Annotated in this window: 16 protein-coding genes; 7 read left to right on the top strand and 9 right to left on the bottom strand. The window is 67.9% G+C overall.

What is annotated here, in order from left to right:
- A partial coding sequence (locus ACXMYJ_RS27220) for a hypothetical protein (protein WP_460359352.1) occupies positions 1-425 on the bottom strand: 425 nt, incomplete at its 3' end.
- Between the two features lie 137 nt (positions 426-562).
- On the opposite strand from ACXMYJ_RS27220, the gene ACXMYJ_RS27215 reads away from it, so the two are divergent.
- Positions 563-1,429: an EamA family transporter gene (locus ACXMYJ_RS27215; RefSeq protein WP_260753252.1), complete on the top strand. Its 867-nt coding sequence runs from the start codon at positions 563-565 to the stop codon at positions 1,427-1,429.
- Positions 1,430-1,449: 20 nt separating this feature from the next.
- The gene (locus tag ACXMYJ_RS27210) at positions 1,450-1,737 is read left to right on the top strand and encodes a nitroreductase/quinone reductase family protein (protein WP_260753250.1); all 288 of its coding nucleotides are present in this window, start codon (positions 1,450-1,452) and stop codon (positions 1,735-1,737) included.
- A 42-nt stretch (positions 1,738-1,779) separates the two neighbouring features.
- Here ACXMYJ_RS27210 and ACXMYJ_RS27205 read toward each other — a convergent pair whose 3' ends face one another.
- Genes ACXMYJ_RS27205 through ACXMYJ_RS27190 form a run of 4 tightly spaced genes read right to left on the bottom strand, consistent with a single transcriptional unit; the run spans position 1,780 to position 5,908 of the window.
- A complete protein-coding gene (locus ACXMYJ_RS27205) occupies positions 1,780-2,637 on the bottom strand; it encodes an ABC transporter permease (protein ID WP_260753249.1) in 858 nt (285 codons plus the stop codon).
- Entirely contained in the window at positions 2,634-3,509 is an 876-nt protein-coding gene (locus ACXMYJ_RS27200; RefSeq protein ID WP_260753248.1) for an ABC transporter permease, read from the bottom strand. Before ACXMYJ_RS27200 ends, ACXMYJ_RS27205 begins: the two co-directional genes overlap by 4 nt.
- Before the next feature lie 35 nt (positions 3,510-3,544).
- On the bottom strand, positions 3,545-4,726 hold the full coding sequence (locus ACXMYJ_RS27195; protein WP_260753247.1) for a polyamine ABC transporter substrate-binding protein: 1,182 nt from the start codon (positions 4,724-4,726) through the stop codon (positions 3,545-3,547).
- 60 nt (positions 4,727-4,786) lie between these two features.
- Complete coding sequence (locus tag ACXMYJ_RS27190) at positions 4,787-5,908, bottom strand: ABC transporter ATP-binding protein (RefSeq protein WP_443188540.1); 1,122 nt, start codon at positions 5,906-5,908, stop codon at positions 4,787-4,789.
- Positions 5,909-6,258: 350 nt separating this feature from the next.
- On the opposite strand from ACXMYJ_RS27190, the gene ACXMYJ_RS27185 reads away from it, so the two are divergent.
- Complete coding sequence (locus ACXMYJ_RS27185) at positions 6,259-6,690, top strand: type II toxin-antitoxin system Rv0910 family toxin (protein ID WP_260753242.1); 432 nt, start codon at positions 6,259-6,261, stop codon at positions 6,688-6,690.
- Positions 6,691-6,736: 46 nt separating this feature from the next.
- Here ACXMYJ_RS27185 and ACXMYJ_RS27180 read toward each other — a convergent pair whose 3' ends face one another.
- Positions 6,737-8,206: an MFS transporter gene (locus ACXMYJ_RS27180; protein ID WP_260753240.1), complete on the bottom strand. Its 1,470-nt coding sequence runs from the start codon at positions 8,204-8,206 to the stop codon at positions 6,737-6,739.
- 113 nt (positions 8,207-8,319) lie between these two features.
- Between ACXMYJ_RS27180 and ACXMYJ_RS27175 the strand changes: the two genes are divergently transcribed.
- From ACXMYJ_RS27175 to ACXMYJ_RS27165, 3 genes are all read left to right on the top strand, one after another.
- Positions 8,320-9,732 (top strand): purine-cytosine permease family protein, encoded by a 1,413-nt coding sequence (locus ACXMYJ_RS27175; protein ID WP_260753238.1) that lies wholly within the window; start codon positions 8,320-8,322, stop codon positions 9,730-9,732.
- A 49-nt stretch (positions 9,733-9,781) separates the two neighbouring features.
- Positions 9,782-10,264, top strand: a complete 483-nt coding sequence (locus ACXMYJ_RS27170; RefSeq protein ID WP_260753235.1) for a TspO/MBR family protein — start codon at positions 9,782-9,784, stop codon at positions 10,262-10,264.
- A 69-nt stretch (positions 10,265-10,333) separates the two neighbouring features.
- The gene (locus ACXMYJ_RS27165; protein ID WP_460359351.1) at positions 10,334-11,167 is read left to right on the top strand and encodes an acyl-CoA thioesterase domain-containing protein; all 834 of its coding nucleotides are present in this window, start codon (positions 10,334-10,336) and stop codon (positions 11,165-11,167) included.
- A gap of 61 nt (positions 11,168-11,228) precedes the next feature.
- Here ACXMYJ_RS27165 and ACXMYJ_RS27160 read toward each other — a convergent pair whose 3' ends face one another.
- Positions 11,229-12,047: a siderophore-interacting protein gene (locus ACXMYJ_RS27160; RefSeq protein WP_260753228.1), complete on the bottom strand. Its 819-nt coding sequence runs from the start codon at positions 12,045-12,047 to the stop codon at positions 11,229-11,231.
- Positions 12,048-12,060: 13 nt separating this feature from the next.
- On the bottom strand, positions 12,061-12,369 hold the full coding sequence (locus tag ACXMYJ_RS27155; protein WP_260753223.1) for a hypothetical protein: 309 nt from the start codon (positions 12,367-12,369) through the stop codon (positions 12,061-12,063).
- Between the two features lie 78 nt (positions 12,370-12,447).
- On the opposite strand from ACXMYJ_RS27155, the gene ACXMYJ_RS27150 reads away from it, so the two are divergent.
- Positions 12,448-13,272 (top strand): alpha/beta fold hydrolase, encoded by an 825-nt coding sequence (locus tag ACXMYJ_RS27150; RefSeq protein ID WP_260753221.1) that lies wholly within the window; start codon positions 12,448-12,450, stop codon positions 13,270-13,272.
- Between the two features lie 106 nt (positions 13,273-13,378).
- Here ACXMYJ_RS27150 and ACXMYJ_RS27145 read toward each other — a convergent pair.
- Positions 13,379-14,490 (bottom strand): HNH endonuclease signature motif containing protein (locus ACXMYJ_RS27145; protein ID WP_460359350.1); only part of this gene is annotated, 1,112 nt, incomplete at its 5' end.

Below are 14,490 nucleotides of genomic sequence, written 5' to 3'. Positions count from 1 at the left end.
GCGACCCCCGAGGGGCCGCCCGGGATCGCTCCCGCGGCTCCGCCGGGTCCGGCCACGCCGCCCGGTCCGCCGGGGATCGTGCCTGCCGCGCCGCCGGGTCCGGCGACGCCTGCGGGTCCACCGGGCACGGCGCCTGCGACGCCGCCGGGTCCGGCCACGCCTGCGGGTCCACCGGGCACGGCGCCTGCGACGCCGCCGGGTCCGGCCACGCCTGCGGGTCCACCGGGCACGGCGCCTGCGACGCCCGGGGCGGGCGGGATAGGCGGCAGCACGGCGCAGCCGGTGCCGGCCGGGTCATAACATCCGGGCGGGCCCCCGGCCGGAAGAATCCCCGGAGAGGCGAATCCGGCGGGCGCGGTGACGACAGCGGCGGCGGCAGCGGCCGCCATCAGGAGCGGTGCGCGGAGCGTGAAATTCCTCATCATGGCTGGACATGTACCTTTTCGGCAAAATCTCAAACGTCTTGAAAATAGGAGTGCCCACCGACCGTTCGTAATTCGCGAACGGTATGTCTTGGAAAATCACGTGGACCGCAACGGTCGGCATCCCGTTCAATGCCCTGATGGCGACAGATCAGGCGCGCACCGGTGCCTTCATGGCGGTGGGCTCGATGGTGTGCGTGCAGCTTGGACTGGCGATCGCCGTCACGCTGATCGACGACGTCGGCGTCGAGGGCGCGGCCTGGCTGCGGTTGGCATGGGCCGGGGTGCTGTTCCTGGTCATCGTTCGGCCGCGGAGGAAAGCCTTCACCCGCAACACCTTTGCAATGTGTGTGCTGCTTGGTGTGGTCACCGCCGCTATCACGTTGCTGTTCATGGCCGCGGTGGCCAGGATCCCGCTGGGCACCGCGAGCGCGCTGGAATTCCTCGGGCCGCTGGGGGTGGCGGTGGCCCGAGGCCGCGGGCAGGGCCGGTGGGCCTGGCCGGGGTTGGCTGCTGTCGGCGTGTTGCTCCTGACCCAGCCATGGAGCGCCGCGGTGGACCCGGTCGGGGTCGGGTACGCGCTCGGTGCGGCGGTCTGCTGGGGTGGCTACATTCTGCTCACCCAGAAGGTCGGGGACGACGTCGCCGGCATCAACGGGCTGGCGGTGTCGATGCCGGTCGCCGGACTGGTCGCGACGTTGACCGTCGGGCCTGCCGTCTTCGGCCGGATGACCCCGCAGATCCTGCTCATCGGGGTCGGTCTGGCCGTGCTGCTGCCGGTCATCCCGTTCGCGCTGGAGCTGCTGGCGTTACGCAGGCTCACCGTCGCGGCGTTCGGCACCTTGATGGCGTTGGAGCCCGCCTTCGCGATGATCCTGGGATGGCTGATCCTGCACCAGGAACCGGGTCTGCTGGGTGTGGTCGGGATCGGGCTCGTGGTGGCCGCGGGCGTCGGCGCCGCGCGCACCGGCACCCGGACCACGCCGGTACCCCTCGAAGTCGGTTGAGCCCCGGTTAGCGTGGATCCATGTCCAGAGGAATCTTCGACTCGCCGCTCGTCGGCGTGTTCAATGCCGGTGCGGCGCGCCTGATCGACGCGCCGGTCATCGGCCCGGTGGTGCGCCGTGCCATGGTCGTGATCCGCTACACGGGCAGGCGGTCCGGCCAGACGTTCCAGACCCCGGTGAACTACCAGCGATCGGGGGACGCCGTCGTGATCCGGGTGAACTTCGACGGCGCCGACCGCACCGGCCACGCCGTGGCCGCCCAGGATGAGCAGGGTCGGGTCACCGTCAGGGTGCGGCTGAACCCCTGATCCGTCAGAGCTGACAGCACCAACGACACTCGGCAGATCGTGTCAGCCCTCGAACCTCTTGCGCCGGTACAGCGTGCTCACCCCCAGCAGCAGCAGGCTCACCACGAGGATCGCGGTGGCCAGCACGTTGATCTGAGGCGGCACCGCGGCTTTCACCGCGGCGTTCACATACAGGGGATAGGTCACCTCGGCGCCGCTGACGAAGTAGGTGATGATGAAGTCGTCGAGCGACAGCGCGAACGACAGCATCGCCGCCGCGACGATGCCCGGAACGATCAGGGGCAGCGTCACCTTGAAGAAGGTGCGCGCCGGGCTAGCGCCGAGGTCGAGCGACGCATCCTCCAGCGTCCAGTCGAAACCGCGCACCCGGGCCCGCACCGTCATCGCGATGAAGCTGACCTCGAACGCGATGTGCGACAAGACGATCGTCAGGTAGCCGGCGGCCGTGTTGAAGTCCAGGAACAGTGTCAGCAGCGCAGCGCCCATCACCACTTCGGGGGCGGTCAGCGGCAGTACCAGGAAGGTGTCCACGGCGCGCTGGCCGCGCCACCGCTGGCGCACCAGTGCGATCGCCACCAGAGTTCCCAGCACCAGCGCGACCGCCGTCGACACCGCCGCGACGTTCAGGCTGAGCTTGAGGGCCTCGGTCAGCGCGGGGTACTTGAACGGGTCCAGCCAGTTGTCGAGTGTGAAGCCCTGCCACGTGTAGTTGAACTTGCCGGCAGGTTTGTTGAACGAGAACAACACGATCACGAAGATCGGCAGGAACAGGTACAACAACACCAGAGCGGCCGCGAACCGCAGCACCAGGTCACCCCAATTAGGGCGGGTACGAACCTTTTTCGGCTTCGGGTCCTGCGATGCTGCGGTGGCGATCGCCGCCCCGGCCTGGGTGGTCATACCAGATCCTCCGTACCGAGCGCCCGGGTATAGAGCAGCACGCCGATCAGGATCAGCAGCATCAGACCCAGGCTCAGCGCCGCCGCGGCCGGATAGTCCTTCACGACGAGGAACTGCTTCTGGATGACGTTGCCGATCATCGTGGTCTGTGTGCTGCCGAGGTAGTCGGCGTTGATGAAGTCGCCGACCGACGGGATGAACACCAGCATGCTGCCGGCCAGGACGCCCGGCATCGACAGCGGCAGAATCACTTTCCGGAAGCTGCGCGGGGCCCCGGAGTAGAGGTCCTTGGACGCTTCGAGCAGCCGCGGATCGATCTTCTCCAGGCTCACGTACAACGGCAGGATCATGAAGATGATCCAGTTGTAGGTCAGCCCGCCGATCACCGCCCAGCTCGTCGACAGCAGGCGACCCTCGTCGGGCAGCAGCCCGATCGTGCCCAGCGCACTGACCAGCCAGCCCTCGTCGGCCAGGATGGTCTTCCACGCGATCGTGCGGATCAGGAACGTCACGAAGAACGGCAGGATCACCAGACCCAGGATCAGGTTCTTGAACCGGCCGGCCTTGAACGCGATGACATATGCCAGCGGGAACGCCAGCAACAGGCACAGCGCCGTGGCGACGAACGCGTAGCCGAACGAGCGGAAGATCTGCTCCCGGTACAGCGTGAACGCGTCGACGTAGTTCTGAAGATCCCAGGCGAACGTCAGCGTCGGCATGAACACCGAGCCCGCGGTCTCCGACAGGGAGGTCCGTGCCAGCGAGAAGAACGGCACCACGAAGAAGATCGCGAGGTACGCGAGCGCCGGCAGGACCATCAGATACGGAGCGGCCTTGCTCCGCTGACGGCTGCTGGTGGCGACACCTGCCATGTACTCAAGCTCCTCGCGTCCGCGCTGTCACCGCGTCAGCCGCCCGTGACGGCCGCATACGCGGTGTTGTATTCCTGCGTCTGCTCGTCGGTCAGCGGGGCCCAGCTCTTGGACCGCGCCAGCACGTCGGCGGGCGGGTTGATCAGCGGGTTGCTCGCCGCGGCCGGGTCGACCTTCTCCAGTTCGGCGGTCATGTCCGACAGCACCGGGACGAACTGGGTGTACGCCACCAGCTTGGCGTAGTTGGCGCGGTCGTAGATGTAGTTGATCCACGCCTCGGCGGCCTTCTGGTTCTGCGTGGTGTATGGGATCACCATCGTGTCCAGGAACGTGGTTCCGCCGGTGTCGGGGACGACGAACTGAAGGTCGGGGTTGTCGGCCTGCAACTGTACAACGTCACCCGAATATGCCTGTGCCACAGCGATGTTTCCCGCCGCGAGGTCGTCGGCGTAGTCGTTGCCGGTGAACCGGCGGATCTGGCCGCGGTCATTCTGCTCGCGGACCAGGTCGATGGCCTGCTGGACCGCCTCGGTGGTCGGGTTCTCCGGCGAATTCCCCTGGGACAGCATGATCATCCCGAGGCCGTCCTGAGCGTCGGACAGCAGGCTGACCCTTCCCTTGAACGCCGGATCCCACAGGTCGTTGATCGACGTGATGTCGCGGCCGGTCGCGGCCCGGTTGTAGGCCAGGCCGACGAGGCCGGACATGTATGGGGCGCTGTACTTGCGGCCAGGATCGGTCTTGCTCTCCAACAGGTCGGGCCGGATGTTCGTCTTGTTCGGCACACCCTCGTCGCTGATGTCGTTGAGCCAGCCCAGATTGTGCAGGCGCACGGCCATGAACTCCGTCGGCACCACCAGATCGGCGCCGATGTCCTGCTTGCGCGACAGCGGCTCCCTGACCTTGGCGAACCACTGCTCGTTGTCGTTGAAGTCCTCTTTGTAGTCGACCGTGATGCCCGTCGCGGTCTGGAAGCCGGCGACGAAACCGTCGGCCATGTAGAGCGGCCAGTTCGAGACACGCAGAGTGCCGCTGGCCGGACCGCTGTCCTCGGCCGTGGTGCTCGACGTGCCGCTGTCGGACCCGCAGGCCGCCAGGAAGGACGAACCGAGGGTCAGGCCCGCGGCGGCCGCGGCGCTACCCCCGATGAAGCGGCGGCGCGAGGTACGGCGCGCGGTCATCCGGGCGAGCAGTTGAGGGTCGATGTCACGGGACATGGTGAGACGTGCCTTTCGTCGGCTCCAGGGAGGGGGATGGGGTCGGCAAGCAGGAATCGCTCAGGAGTCGTCGAGCATCTCTTCGAGATCCTCCGAGGTGGGGATGTCGGCGCCGGGCAACACGAGCGACGCGTCCGGCGCCCAACTCACGTGTACCTCGTCGCCGGGACGCAGCAGCGGCAGCTCTTGCTCGGGTCCGACGTGCGCGATCACCGTCGAGCCGTCCGGCGCGGCAAGCGAGAGCCGCACCACCGGACCCTGGAATGTCAGATCGGAGACCGTGGCGCGCACGGCGGCTGCGTCACCGGTGGGTGCGTCCATCGACACCCGGACGCGTTCAGGACGCACCATGAGCGTGGCGTGCCCACCCGGCTCGATCGTGGTCTCACCGGGACGTGCCTTCAGCGTCGAGCCGAGCACGTCGACCTCGACGAAATCTCGGTTGGCGCGGCCCGTGCGACGGCCGGCCCACAGATTCGCCTGCCCGATGAAACTGGCGACGAACACGGTGGACGGACGGTCGTAGATCTCGGTCGGGCTTCCGATCTGCTCGACGTTGCCCGCGTTCATGACCGCGATGCGGTCACTCATCGTGAGCGCTTCCTCCTGGTCGTGGGTCACGTAGATGAACGTGATCCCGACCTCGCGCTGGATCCGCTTGAGCTCGAACTGCATGACGTGCCGCAGTTTGAGGTCGAGGGCACCGAGCGGTTCGTCGAGCAGCAGCGCGCTGGGGTAGTTCACCAGTGCGCGGGCCAGCGCCACGCGCTGCTGCTGGCCGCCGGAGAGCTGCGCGGGTTTGCGCTCGGCGAAATCGGTGAGCCGCACGATCTCCAGCAGCTCGTCGACGCGCTTGCGAACCTCGCCCTTGTCGAGTTTCTTGCTGCGCGGGCCGTAGGCCACGTTGTCCCACACCGACATGTGCGGGAACAGCGCATAGTGCTGGAACACCGTGTTGACGTTGCGCTTGTTGGGCGGGGTCCTCGACACGTCCGCACCTTCGAGGCGGATGGCCCCTTCGGTCGGCGTCTCGAAACCCGCGATCATCCGCAACGTCGTCGTCTTTCCGCACCCGGACGGGCCGAGCATGGAGAAGAACTCTCCGGACGCGATGGAGAAGTCGGCGTCGGCGACGGCGACGTACTCGCCGAAGCGCTTGGTGACATGGTCGATCTCGATCACCGGAGCGCCCTTGGGGCGGGCGGCCGCGCTGTCCGCCGTCTTGTCTGCAGCGGTCGTGTGTGTGCCGGTCAGGGCAGGTCCTCCTCGGGGACAGCCATCATGGCTGTGGGTAAACCTTCGCGGATCGAGCGGACGTTCGCAAGCGATTCCGCAACGAATTTACATTTCCACAATGGATTCCTTCGTCGCAGCCCGCTCTCGACGCGAGAATCCGCGCAACGAGCAGCGATCTACTGATGCCTGACCTGCGCTCGGGCCGGCACTGTTCTTGTCGCACTCACGAGTTTCGCAGCTCCATGTCACGGTTCGGCGCCGTTTACGTCGACGATGGGGCGGGGTAGTGAGAACCCATGGCGACAGTCGATGTGTCCGTGACCTCCGACCTCAGCCCCGAGCGGGCCTGGGCCCTGGCCTCGGATTTGAAGCGGTTCGACGAGTGGTTGACGATCTTCGGCGGATGGAAGAGCGACGTCCCTTCCAAGATCGACGTCGACACCGAGGTGTCGTCGCTGATCAAGGTCAAAGGCTTCCGCAACGTGATCCACTGGCGGGTCACCCGCTACGACGAGCCGAAGGAGATCGAGCTTGTCGGCAAGGGCCGGGGCGGTGTGTGCATCGCGCTCTCGCTCAAAGTCGAACCCGCCCCCGGAGGCGGCTCGTCGTTCAGCGTGAGTGCCGAGCTGACCGGCGGGCTGCTGTCCACTCCGGTCGGCAACGTGGTCGCGAAGGTGATCAAGGGTGACGTGTACCGCTCGGTGTGCAATCTGGCCGAGCTTCGCTGACGCTCGCCCGCAACCTTGTCACCGCGCTCGTGCCTCGAGTCGGCGATCAACCCCATTCGTGGTTCATCGCACGCGTTTCGAAGCGTTCCTCGCCGGATTCCACGGTCCGCGGGTGTGACAGCGCGATCAGCACCATGGCCAGCAGTGCCGTCACCGCGCCGCCACAGAAGATCAGCGTGAAACTGCTTTCCTGCGGTACGCCCGCCACGGTGGTCCGGGCGAGGAGCACCGCGACGAGGGCGGCGGCCATCGAGCTGCCGACCGTGCGCGCGATCGCGTTCATGCTGGTGGCCACGCCGGTCTCGCCGGCGTGGCTGGACCCGACCACCAGCGCGGGCAGCGCGCCGTAACCCAGGCTGATGTAGGCGTTGGCCAGCACGTTCGCGGTGATGACCTGCCACGGCGAGTTGTGTGCGAACGCGATGAACAGGAAACCCGCGATACCGGCCAGCGCGGCGACGATCAGCACCGGCCGGGCGCCGAACCGGTCGATGAACCGCCCGCTGACCAGCGCGACGACGAACCCCGTCACCGCCCCGGGCAGCAGGTACACCACGCTGGCTTCGAGGACGTCGGCGCTGAAACCGTATCCGGCGGCGTCCCGATCGATCTGCACGAACTGTGTCAAACCCAGGAATGCGAAGTACAGCCCCATACCGACGAAGATCGTCGCGAGGTTGGTGAACAGCATCGACCGCTGGGCGAGCATCCGCGTCGACACCAGCGGACGTGCCGCGCGGCGCTCCCAGAACCACCACGCCACCAGCACCGCGGCGCCTCCGCCTCCGGCGCCGATCGTGCGCGGCGACCCCCAGCCCCACGAGTTGGCCTGGGTGATGGCCAGCAGCAGCGAGGACAACCCCAGCGCCAACCCCACCGCCCCGAGCCAGTCGACCGAACCTGTCATGGTGCGTCGACGGTCGGGGACGAGGGTGACGACGATGACGATGACGAGCACTGAAAACGCCGTGGTCAACCAGAACACCCGGTGGTATCCGGCGTCGCCGCTCATCAGCAGGCCGACCACCACCAAGCCGGTGCCGCCACCGAAGCCCAACGTCCCCGACAGCACCGCCATCGCCGAGACCATCCGGTCGGGGTGCAACTCCTCCCGCAGGATCGCGATGCAGATCGGGTAGAGCGCGAACGACGCGGCCTGCAGCACGCGGGCGAGCACCAGCAGCGCCAGCGACGAGGTCGCCGCGGCCAGCACCGAACCGGCGAGCACGACCCCGAGCACCGCGAGCAGCACCCGCTTCTTCCGGTACAGGTCGGCCAGCCGCCCGATCAGCGGGGTGGCAGCCGCGGCGGCGAGCAGGTTGGCGGTGACGGCCCAGCTGACCGCGACCAACGACACATCGAGTTGGTCAGCGATGACGCCGAGCACCGGCACCACCGCGGTCTGCAGCACCGCGACGGTGAGCACCACGACGCTGAGCCCGACGACCAGCAGCCGGGGCCGCCGGACCGGGGTGGCGAGCGCAGCGCCGGAAGTTCCGGTGCCCGCCTGCGTCACGGTGGCCTCCGTTCGTTAGCTGATCTTCAGTTCTCCGATTATGGCCAACAGCCTGACCGCTCAAACACTCGGGCGCTCTGGTCGACCCGGACCGGGCGTGGTCGAATGAGGCCATGTCGCAGGGGACCTCATCGGATCCGTCGGTCGAGGACGTGTTCAGCGGGCACCGGCCCTCCGGGGCGGGAGACCTGTCGGTCGAGACGCACGGCATCGCACCGATTCCCACCGGCCATCGTTATGGAAGCGCCGGCCGGCTGTTCACCGTCTGGTTCGCCCCGCAGGTCAACATGACCGGTGTCTTCACCGGCACGTTGGCGATCGTGCTCGGACTCGGCTTCTGGCTGGGCCTGCTGGCGATGGTGATCGGCACCCTGCTCGGCTCGCTGGTGGTCGGCTACCTGTCGACATGGGGCCCGCGCACCGGAACCGGTCAGCTGCCGAACGCGCGAATGGCCTTCGGCGGCACCGTCGTGGTGCCTGCCGCGCTGCAGTGGATCTCGTCGATCGCCTGGGACGCGCTGGTCGGCCTGTTCGGCGGTGAGGCGCTCGCGGCGCTGCTCGGCATCCCGTTCTGGGCCGCGGTGGCGATCGTGCTCGGGGTGCAGGGCGTGGTCGGTGTCTTCGGATACGAGCTCATCCACCGGGTGCAGGCGGTACTGACGGTGGTTCTGTTCGTCACGTTCGTGGTGTTCACGGTCAAACTCGTCGGTGGCCATGAGGTCGTGGTGCCTGCCGAGGTCGCCGGGCCCGACCTGGTGGGCGCCTTCGTGCTTGAGGTGACGATCGCGTTCAGCCTGGCCATCTCGTGGGCGACCTACGCCGCGGACTTCAGCCGGTACCTGCCCAGCGAGGTGTCACCGGCCCGGGTGTTCGGGTTCACCACCGCTGGTCTCGGGCTCGGGTATGTGTTCGTCCAAGGTGTCGGGATCGCCGCCGCCGGCGTCGTCAGTGAGCACACCGCCGAAGGGGTGCGGTCGGTGATGGGCGGGGGATTGCTCGGCGGTCTGGCCTTGCTGGTGATCGCGGTGGCCTCCATCGGATCGGGCGTGATGAACGACTACAGCGGCTCGCTGGCGCTGCAGACGCTCGGCGTCCGCGTGCGCCGGCCGGTGTCGGCGGTGATCGTCACGGTGCTGGCGTTCGCGCTCATCCTCTGGCTGCACAGCGCCGACACCGCCACCCGGTTCACCGATGTGCTCCTGCTGGTCAGTTACTGGATCCCGGCGTTCGTGGCCGTGGTCGTGGTCGACTGGCGATACCGGGCGAAGGGCCGCCGCACCATCGACCCGGCCACCGAGACCACGGACCGTGCGGATGCCGTAGCTGCGCTGGTCGTGTTCGTGGTCTCTTATGCTGCGGCCATCCCGTTCATGAACACCTCGCTGATCCACGGGCCGGTCGCGATGGCCTGGCATGGCGCCGACATCGCCTATTTCGTGAACCTCGCGGTGGCCGCGGTGCTGTACGGCGGCTACCGCGCGGTGCGCAGCCGGTCGCGGTTCGGGGCGCCGTCGTCGGGGTACTGACCGTGGTGCGCGCCGCGCCGTTGCGTCGCGCAAATCCGAAAGGACCCCGATGCGCCCGTTGACCCTCGCCAAGACCGCGGGCGCGGCATTCGCCGCTGCCGCCGTCGGTGGGCTGGCGACCCGCCCCGCCGTCGAGTCCCGCTGGTACCGGCGGCTGCGCAAGCCCGATTTCCAGCCGCCCGGGGCGGCGTTCCCGATCGTCTGGAACCTGCTCTACAGCGACATCGCGGCGGTGTCGGCGTCGACGATCGACACGCTCGATGACCGCGGCGAGACCGATCGGGCGCGCGCCTATCAGCGCGCGTTGGCCGTCAACCTGGTGCTCAACGCCGGCTGGAGCTGGATTTTCTTCAACCGGCGCATGCTCGGTCCCGCGGCGGCGGTGGCCGGCGCGCTGACTGTCAGCAGCGCCGATCTGGCCCGTCGGGCCGCAGCGGTGAACTCGAAGGCGGGAGTGGCGCTGGCGCCCTACCCGCTGTGGTGCGCGTTCGCGACGGTGCTGTCCACCCGCATCTGGCAGCTGAACCGCTGAAGCCGCCGAGGGGACGCGTTGGTGCGCCCCGGTGCCGACCGCTGGTCGGCCGCGGGTTCTACTGAAAGCGTGGAGCAGACAACCGAAGCCGCGGACGCGGCGCATTTCCAGGCGGTCGACGGAGGGTTCACCCCGACGCGGTACGCACAGAGCCACTGGGGAGAAGACCATCTCAACGGTCCCGCTGTCGTCGGGCTGGTCGCACGCGGTCTCGAAAAGGAGTGCGGATCCGACGAATTCCACCCGACCCGGCTGACCGTTGATCTGTTCCGCGCCGCCCGCAACGCGTTGACCACCCTCGACATCCGGGTGGTGCGCGATGGTCGCCGAGTCCGCAGCGCCGAATGCGACGTCGTGCAGAACGGGAACGTGGTCGCCAGGGCCACGCTGATCCAGTATCGGCCGTCCGAGCCGCCACCGGGGGCGCTGTGGCATCCGCCGTCGACCGGGCCGGAGTTCCCCGTACCCGACGGGGCCATCCAGCCTTTCGTCGGCAGTGACGATGTCGGGTGGACCCGCTCGCCGGCTGCGCACCAAAATCCCTCGCGGAAAAGGTTTTTCAACGATGGGATCCGAACGGTGGCCGGTGAGGAGAACTCGCCTTTCGTGCGGGCGGCGATGGTGGCCGAGGCGACGAGCCTGGTGACGAATCTGGGTACCGCCGGGGTCGGTTACATCAACGGCGATCTGACGGTGGCGTTGTCCCGATTGCCCGTCGACGACTGGATCGGCATCCAGGCCGACTCCCACCACGCCGCAGCAGGCGTCGCGGTCGGCACGGCGACACTGTTCGACAGCCAGGGTGCGTTCGGCGCCGGACTGACCACCGCCATCGCCAATCCGGCGGCCCAGATCGACTTCTCCACAAGAAGTTTCAATCCGGGCGACATCAATTACGAGTAGGTGCCCGACCCGGCGGGGTTCTCGATACTGCGGGCTGCTCGAAGCTGCCGGGCTCGATCCTCTACAGGCCGACCCGTGCGCAGGCCTCATCGAACTCCTCGAGCGCTACCTTGTCGCTTTTGCCGTCGGCCAGCGCCCGCTGATAGACCGCGACGACATCGTCCTGGAGCTCGGCGAACCGCTGGTCCCAGGCCTCGGAATCGAAGCGCCAGTAGCCGGAGACGTCGTATTGGTCAATGGTCCACCCCAGTCCACGAAGGTGCCGGCGCGCAGCCCGAGATTCTGCGGCCTCGCCGGCGAACCAGCAGTAGCCGCGGCCCTCGGGCAGGCGGAGCGCTTCCACAGTTCGCGCGAGCGCGCTTGGAGCACAGCCGTTTCCGGATCCTACAAGTGGTATCACGGTGACGAGGGGATGTTCCGGCAAGTACCCGAGATCGCCGGGGTCGGCGACCTCGACGACCAGGACGGCCTCGGCGTCCTCGGCGAGTTCGTCCACGATCCGGGCAGCCGCGGGCAAACCCGCCAGGTCGGCGACCAGCAGCTGCCACGCCGTGTCCGCGGCGGGGCGGTACCACGACCGGGCGTGGTCGAGTCCGACACGGTCTCCGGGTTCCGCGGTCAACGCCCACCGGGTGCCCGGACCGCCCGTGTGCACCGTGACGTCCACGGTGATGATCGGCCCGTCGTGGTGCCGCAGCGAGTAGTGACGACCCACGGAAACGGAACCAGCGCTGCCATCGCTGGGGAAGTAGACGCCGACAGCAGAGTCACCGGCCGGCTCGATGTCCAGGGTGGCCGGATCATCGACATGCAACACGATGCGTTGCATGCGATCGGTCAACCGCAGGGTCTCGACGACGGAAGCATGCGAGAACGGCACCCAGGCAGGTTAGCTAGATGCAACCGCTCACGGAGATCCGCCGTCCGACGTTTGCGCACACCGACACGTTCGGAGGTGGTGGGGGAGGCGGCGGGGGCGGCGGCGCTGCCTGGTAGTCCTCGGGCAGCGGTGCGTATGCGGCCGGCGGCGGCACCCAGGGAGCGATCGCGTCGGCGACGCTGCCGCACGCATTCACCGACACGTGACGTCCGCCGACCGACCCGCAGACGTCCGCACCGGCCTGCGCCGGTTCGGCCAACGCAGCAAGGCCCAGTGTCGCCAGCACCAATCCGGTCGACGCCATCACTCGCGCGGTCCACACGTGTGGGATCGTACCGCGCGAACCATGGATTTTGGGTGTAGCTTCGACCCGCCGGATCCGAGAGAAAGCAGCCTGCGCATGCCGACGATCACCACCCGCGATGGCGTCGAGATCTTCTACAAGGACTGGGGTTCGGGGCAGCCGATCGTCTTCAGTCACGGTTGGCCGCTGTCGTCCGACGACTGGGATGCCCAGCTGATGTTCTTCCTCGAGAGAGGGTTCCGGGTGATCGCGCATGACCGCCGCGGCCACGGTCGTTCCGCCCAGGTTGCCGACGGCCACGACATGGATCACTACGCCGACGACCTGGCCACGGTCGTCGAGCACCTCGACCTCCAGGACGCAGTGCACGTCGGACACTCCACCGGCGGCGGCGAAGTGGTGCGCTTTCTGGCTCGCCACGGGGAGAGTCGCGCGGCCAAGGCGGTGCTGATCGCGGCCGTTCCGCCGTTGATGGTGCAGACCGAGAGCAATCCGGGTGGGCTGCCGAAGTCGGTGTTCGATGACTTCCAGCACCAAGTCGCGACGAACCGGTCGGCTTTCTACCGTGCAGTCCCCGAGGGCCCGTTCTACGGGTACAACCGCGACGGGGTCGAACCCGTCGAGGGCGTCATCGCGAACTGGTGGCGACAGGGGATGATGGGCGGGGCGAAGGCCCACTTCGACGGCGTGGTGGCGTTCTCCCAGACCGACTTCACCGAGGACCTCAAGAAAATCCAGCTGCCGGTGCTGGTGATGCACGGCGACGACGATCAGGTGGTCCCGTATGAGGCGTCCGGGCCGCTGTCCGCCGATCTGCTTCCCAACGGAACGCTGAAGACCTACAACGGATTTCCGCACGGCATGCCGACCACCCATGCCGACGTGATCAACGCCGACCTGCTGGCGTTCATCCAGTCCTGAGGTCAGCGATTTCTTTCGGCACAGACCCTTCGGGTCCGCCGGGCCGTCATCGCGACAGTTGGTGGGTTGTCGGGTCGGTCCTGACTTGGATGCGGTGGCCGCCAGGTCAGTTGGTGGTCGGTGGTGGGGGTTGGTAGGCGGGGTACCAGCGCCAGCTGATGCGTTCGCCGGTGGGGCCGCGGTAGGGCGTCACCGCTGGTGGGGGTTGGGTGGGTGGGCGGGCCAGGGATCCGGGTTTGAGGTCTCGGCCGGTGCTGTCGGTGACCCGGAGCCGCTCGGCGGGGCCGGTGATGGTGATGACTCCGCGGTGGTGCAGCCGGTGATGGTGGGGGCAGACCAGCACCAGGTTGTCCAGCTCGGTCAGTCCGCCGTCTTCCCAGTGCTCGATGTGGTGGGCATGCAGCCCGCGGGTGGCCCCGCAGCCGGGCACCGCGCAGCTGCGGTGCCGGTATTCCAGCGCCCGACGTAGCCGGCGGCTGATGGTGCGGGTGGTGCGCCCGGCCCCGAGGGGGATTCCGTCGCGTTCGAACCACACCTCGCAGGTGGCATCACAGCTCAGGTAGCGGCGCTGTTCGGCCGAAAGCAGCGGCCCCAGATGCAGGGCGGCGATCTGGTCTTTGACATCGACATGGACCACCACCGTGGTGTGCGCACCGTGCGGGCGGCGTGCGGCCTCGACATCCCAGCCCGCCTGGACCAACTCCATGAATGCATGACCGGCCGTCGGGATCGGCGAACGCCCCAGGCCCCGCCCGTCGCCGTCACTATGCCCGTCACGGTGGCCGACGCCGTATCCACCCGCGCCGTACCCACCGGCGCTGTCGCCGTTGTGGGCGGCGGTGTCGGGGTTGTCTGTGTCGGGGTTGGTGGTGTCGTCGCGTTTCCACTGCGCGATCAACCCGTCGTGGTGTGCCTTCAGGGCCGCTTCGAACTTCGCCGACTCCAGCAGCGGGAGCCTGATCCGCCAACACACGAACTCCCCGTCGATGGTTTTGGAAATCGACGGCTGCGGCACCGGCTCACACACCGGCTCAGGCGCAGGCTCGGGTTCAGGCTCGGGCGCAGGTTCGGGTTCGGGTTCGGGTTCGGGACGGGCTTCGACGCTGATCGCGGTCCGCAACTGGCTGACCGTGGCATTGGCGGCCAACTGCGCATAATGGGCATCCGAACCCCTCCCCGCGCCCTCGGCGATCGCCCCGACCTGATCCAACGACAGCC

The sequence above is a fragment of the Mycobacterium sp. ZZG genome, assembly GCF_054786995.1.
This window is presented reverse-complemented; position numbering and strand designations above follow the sequence as displayed.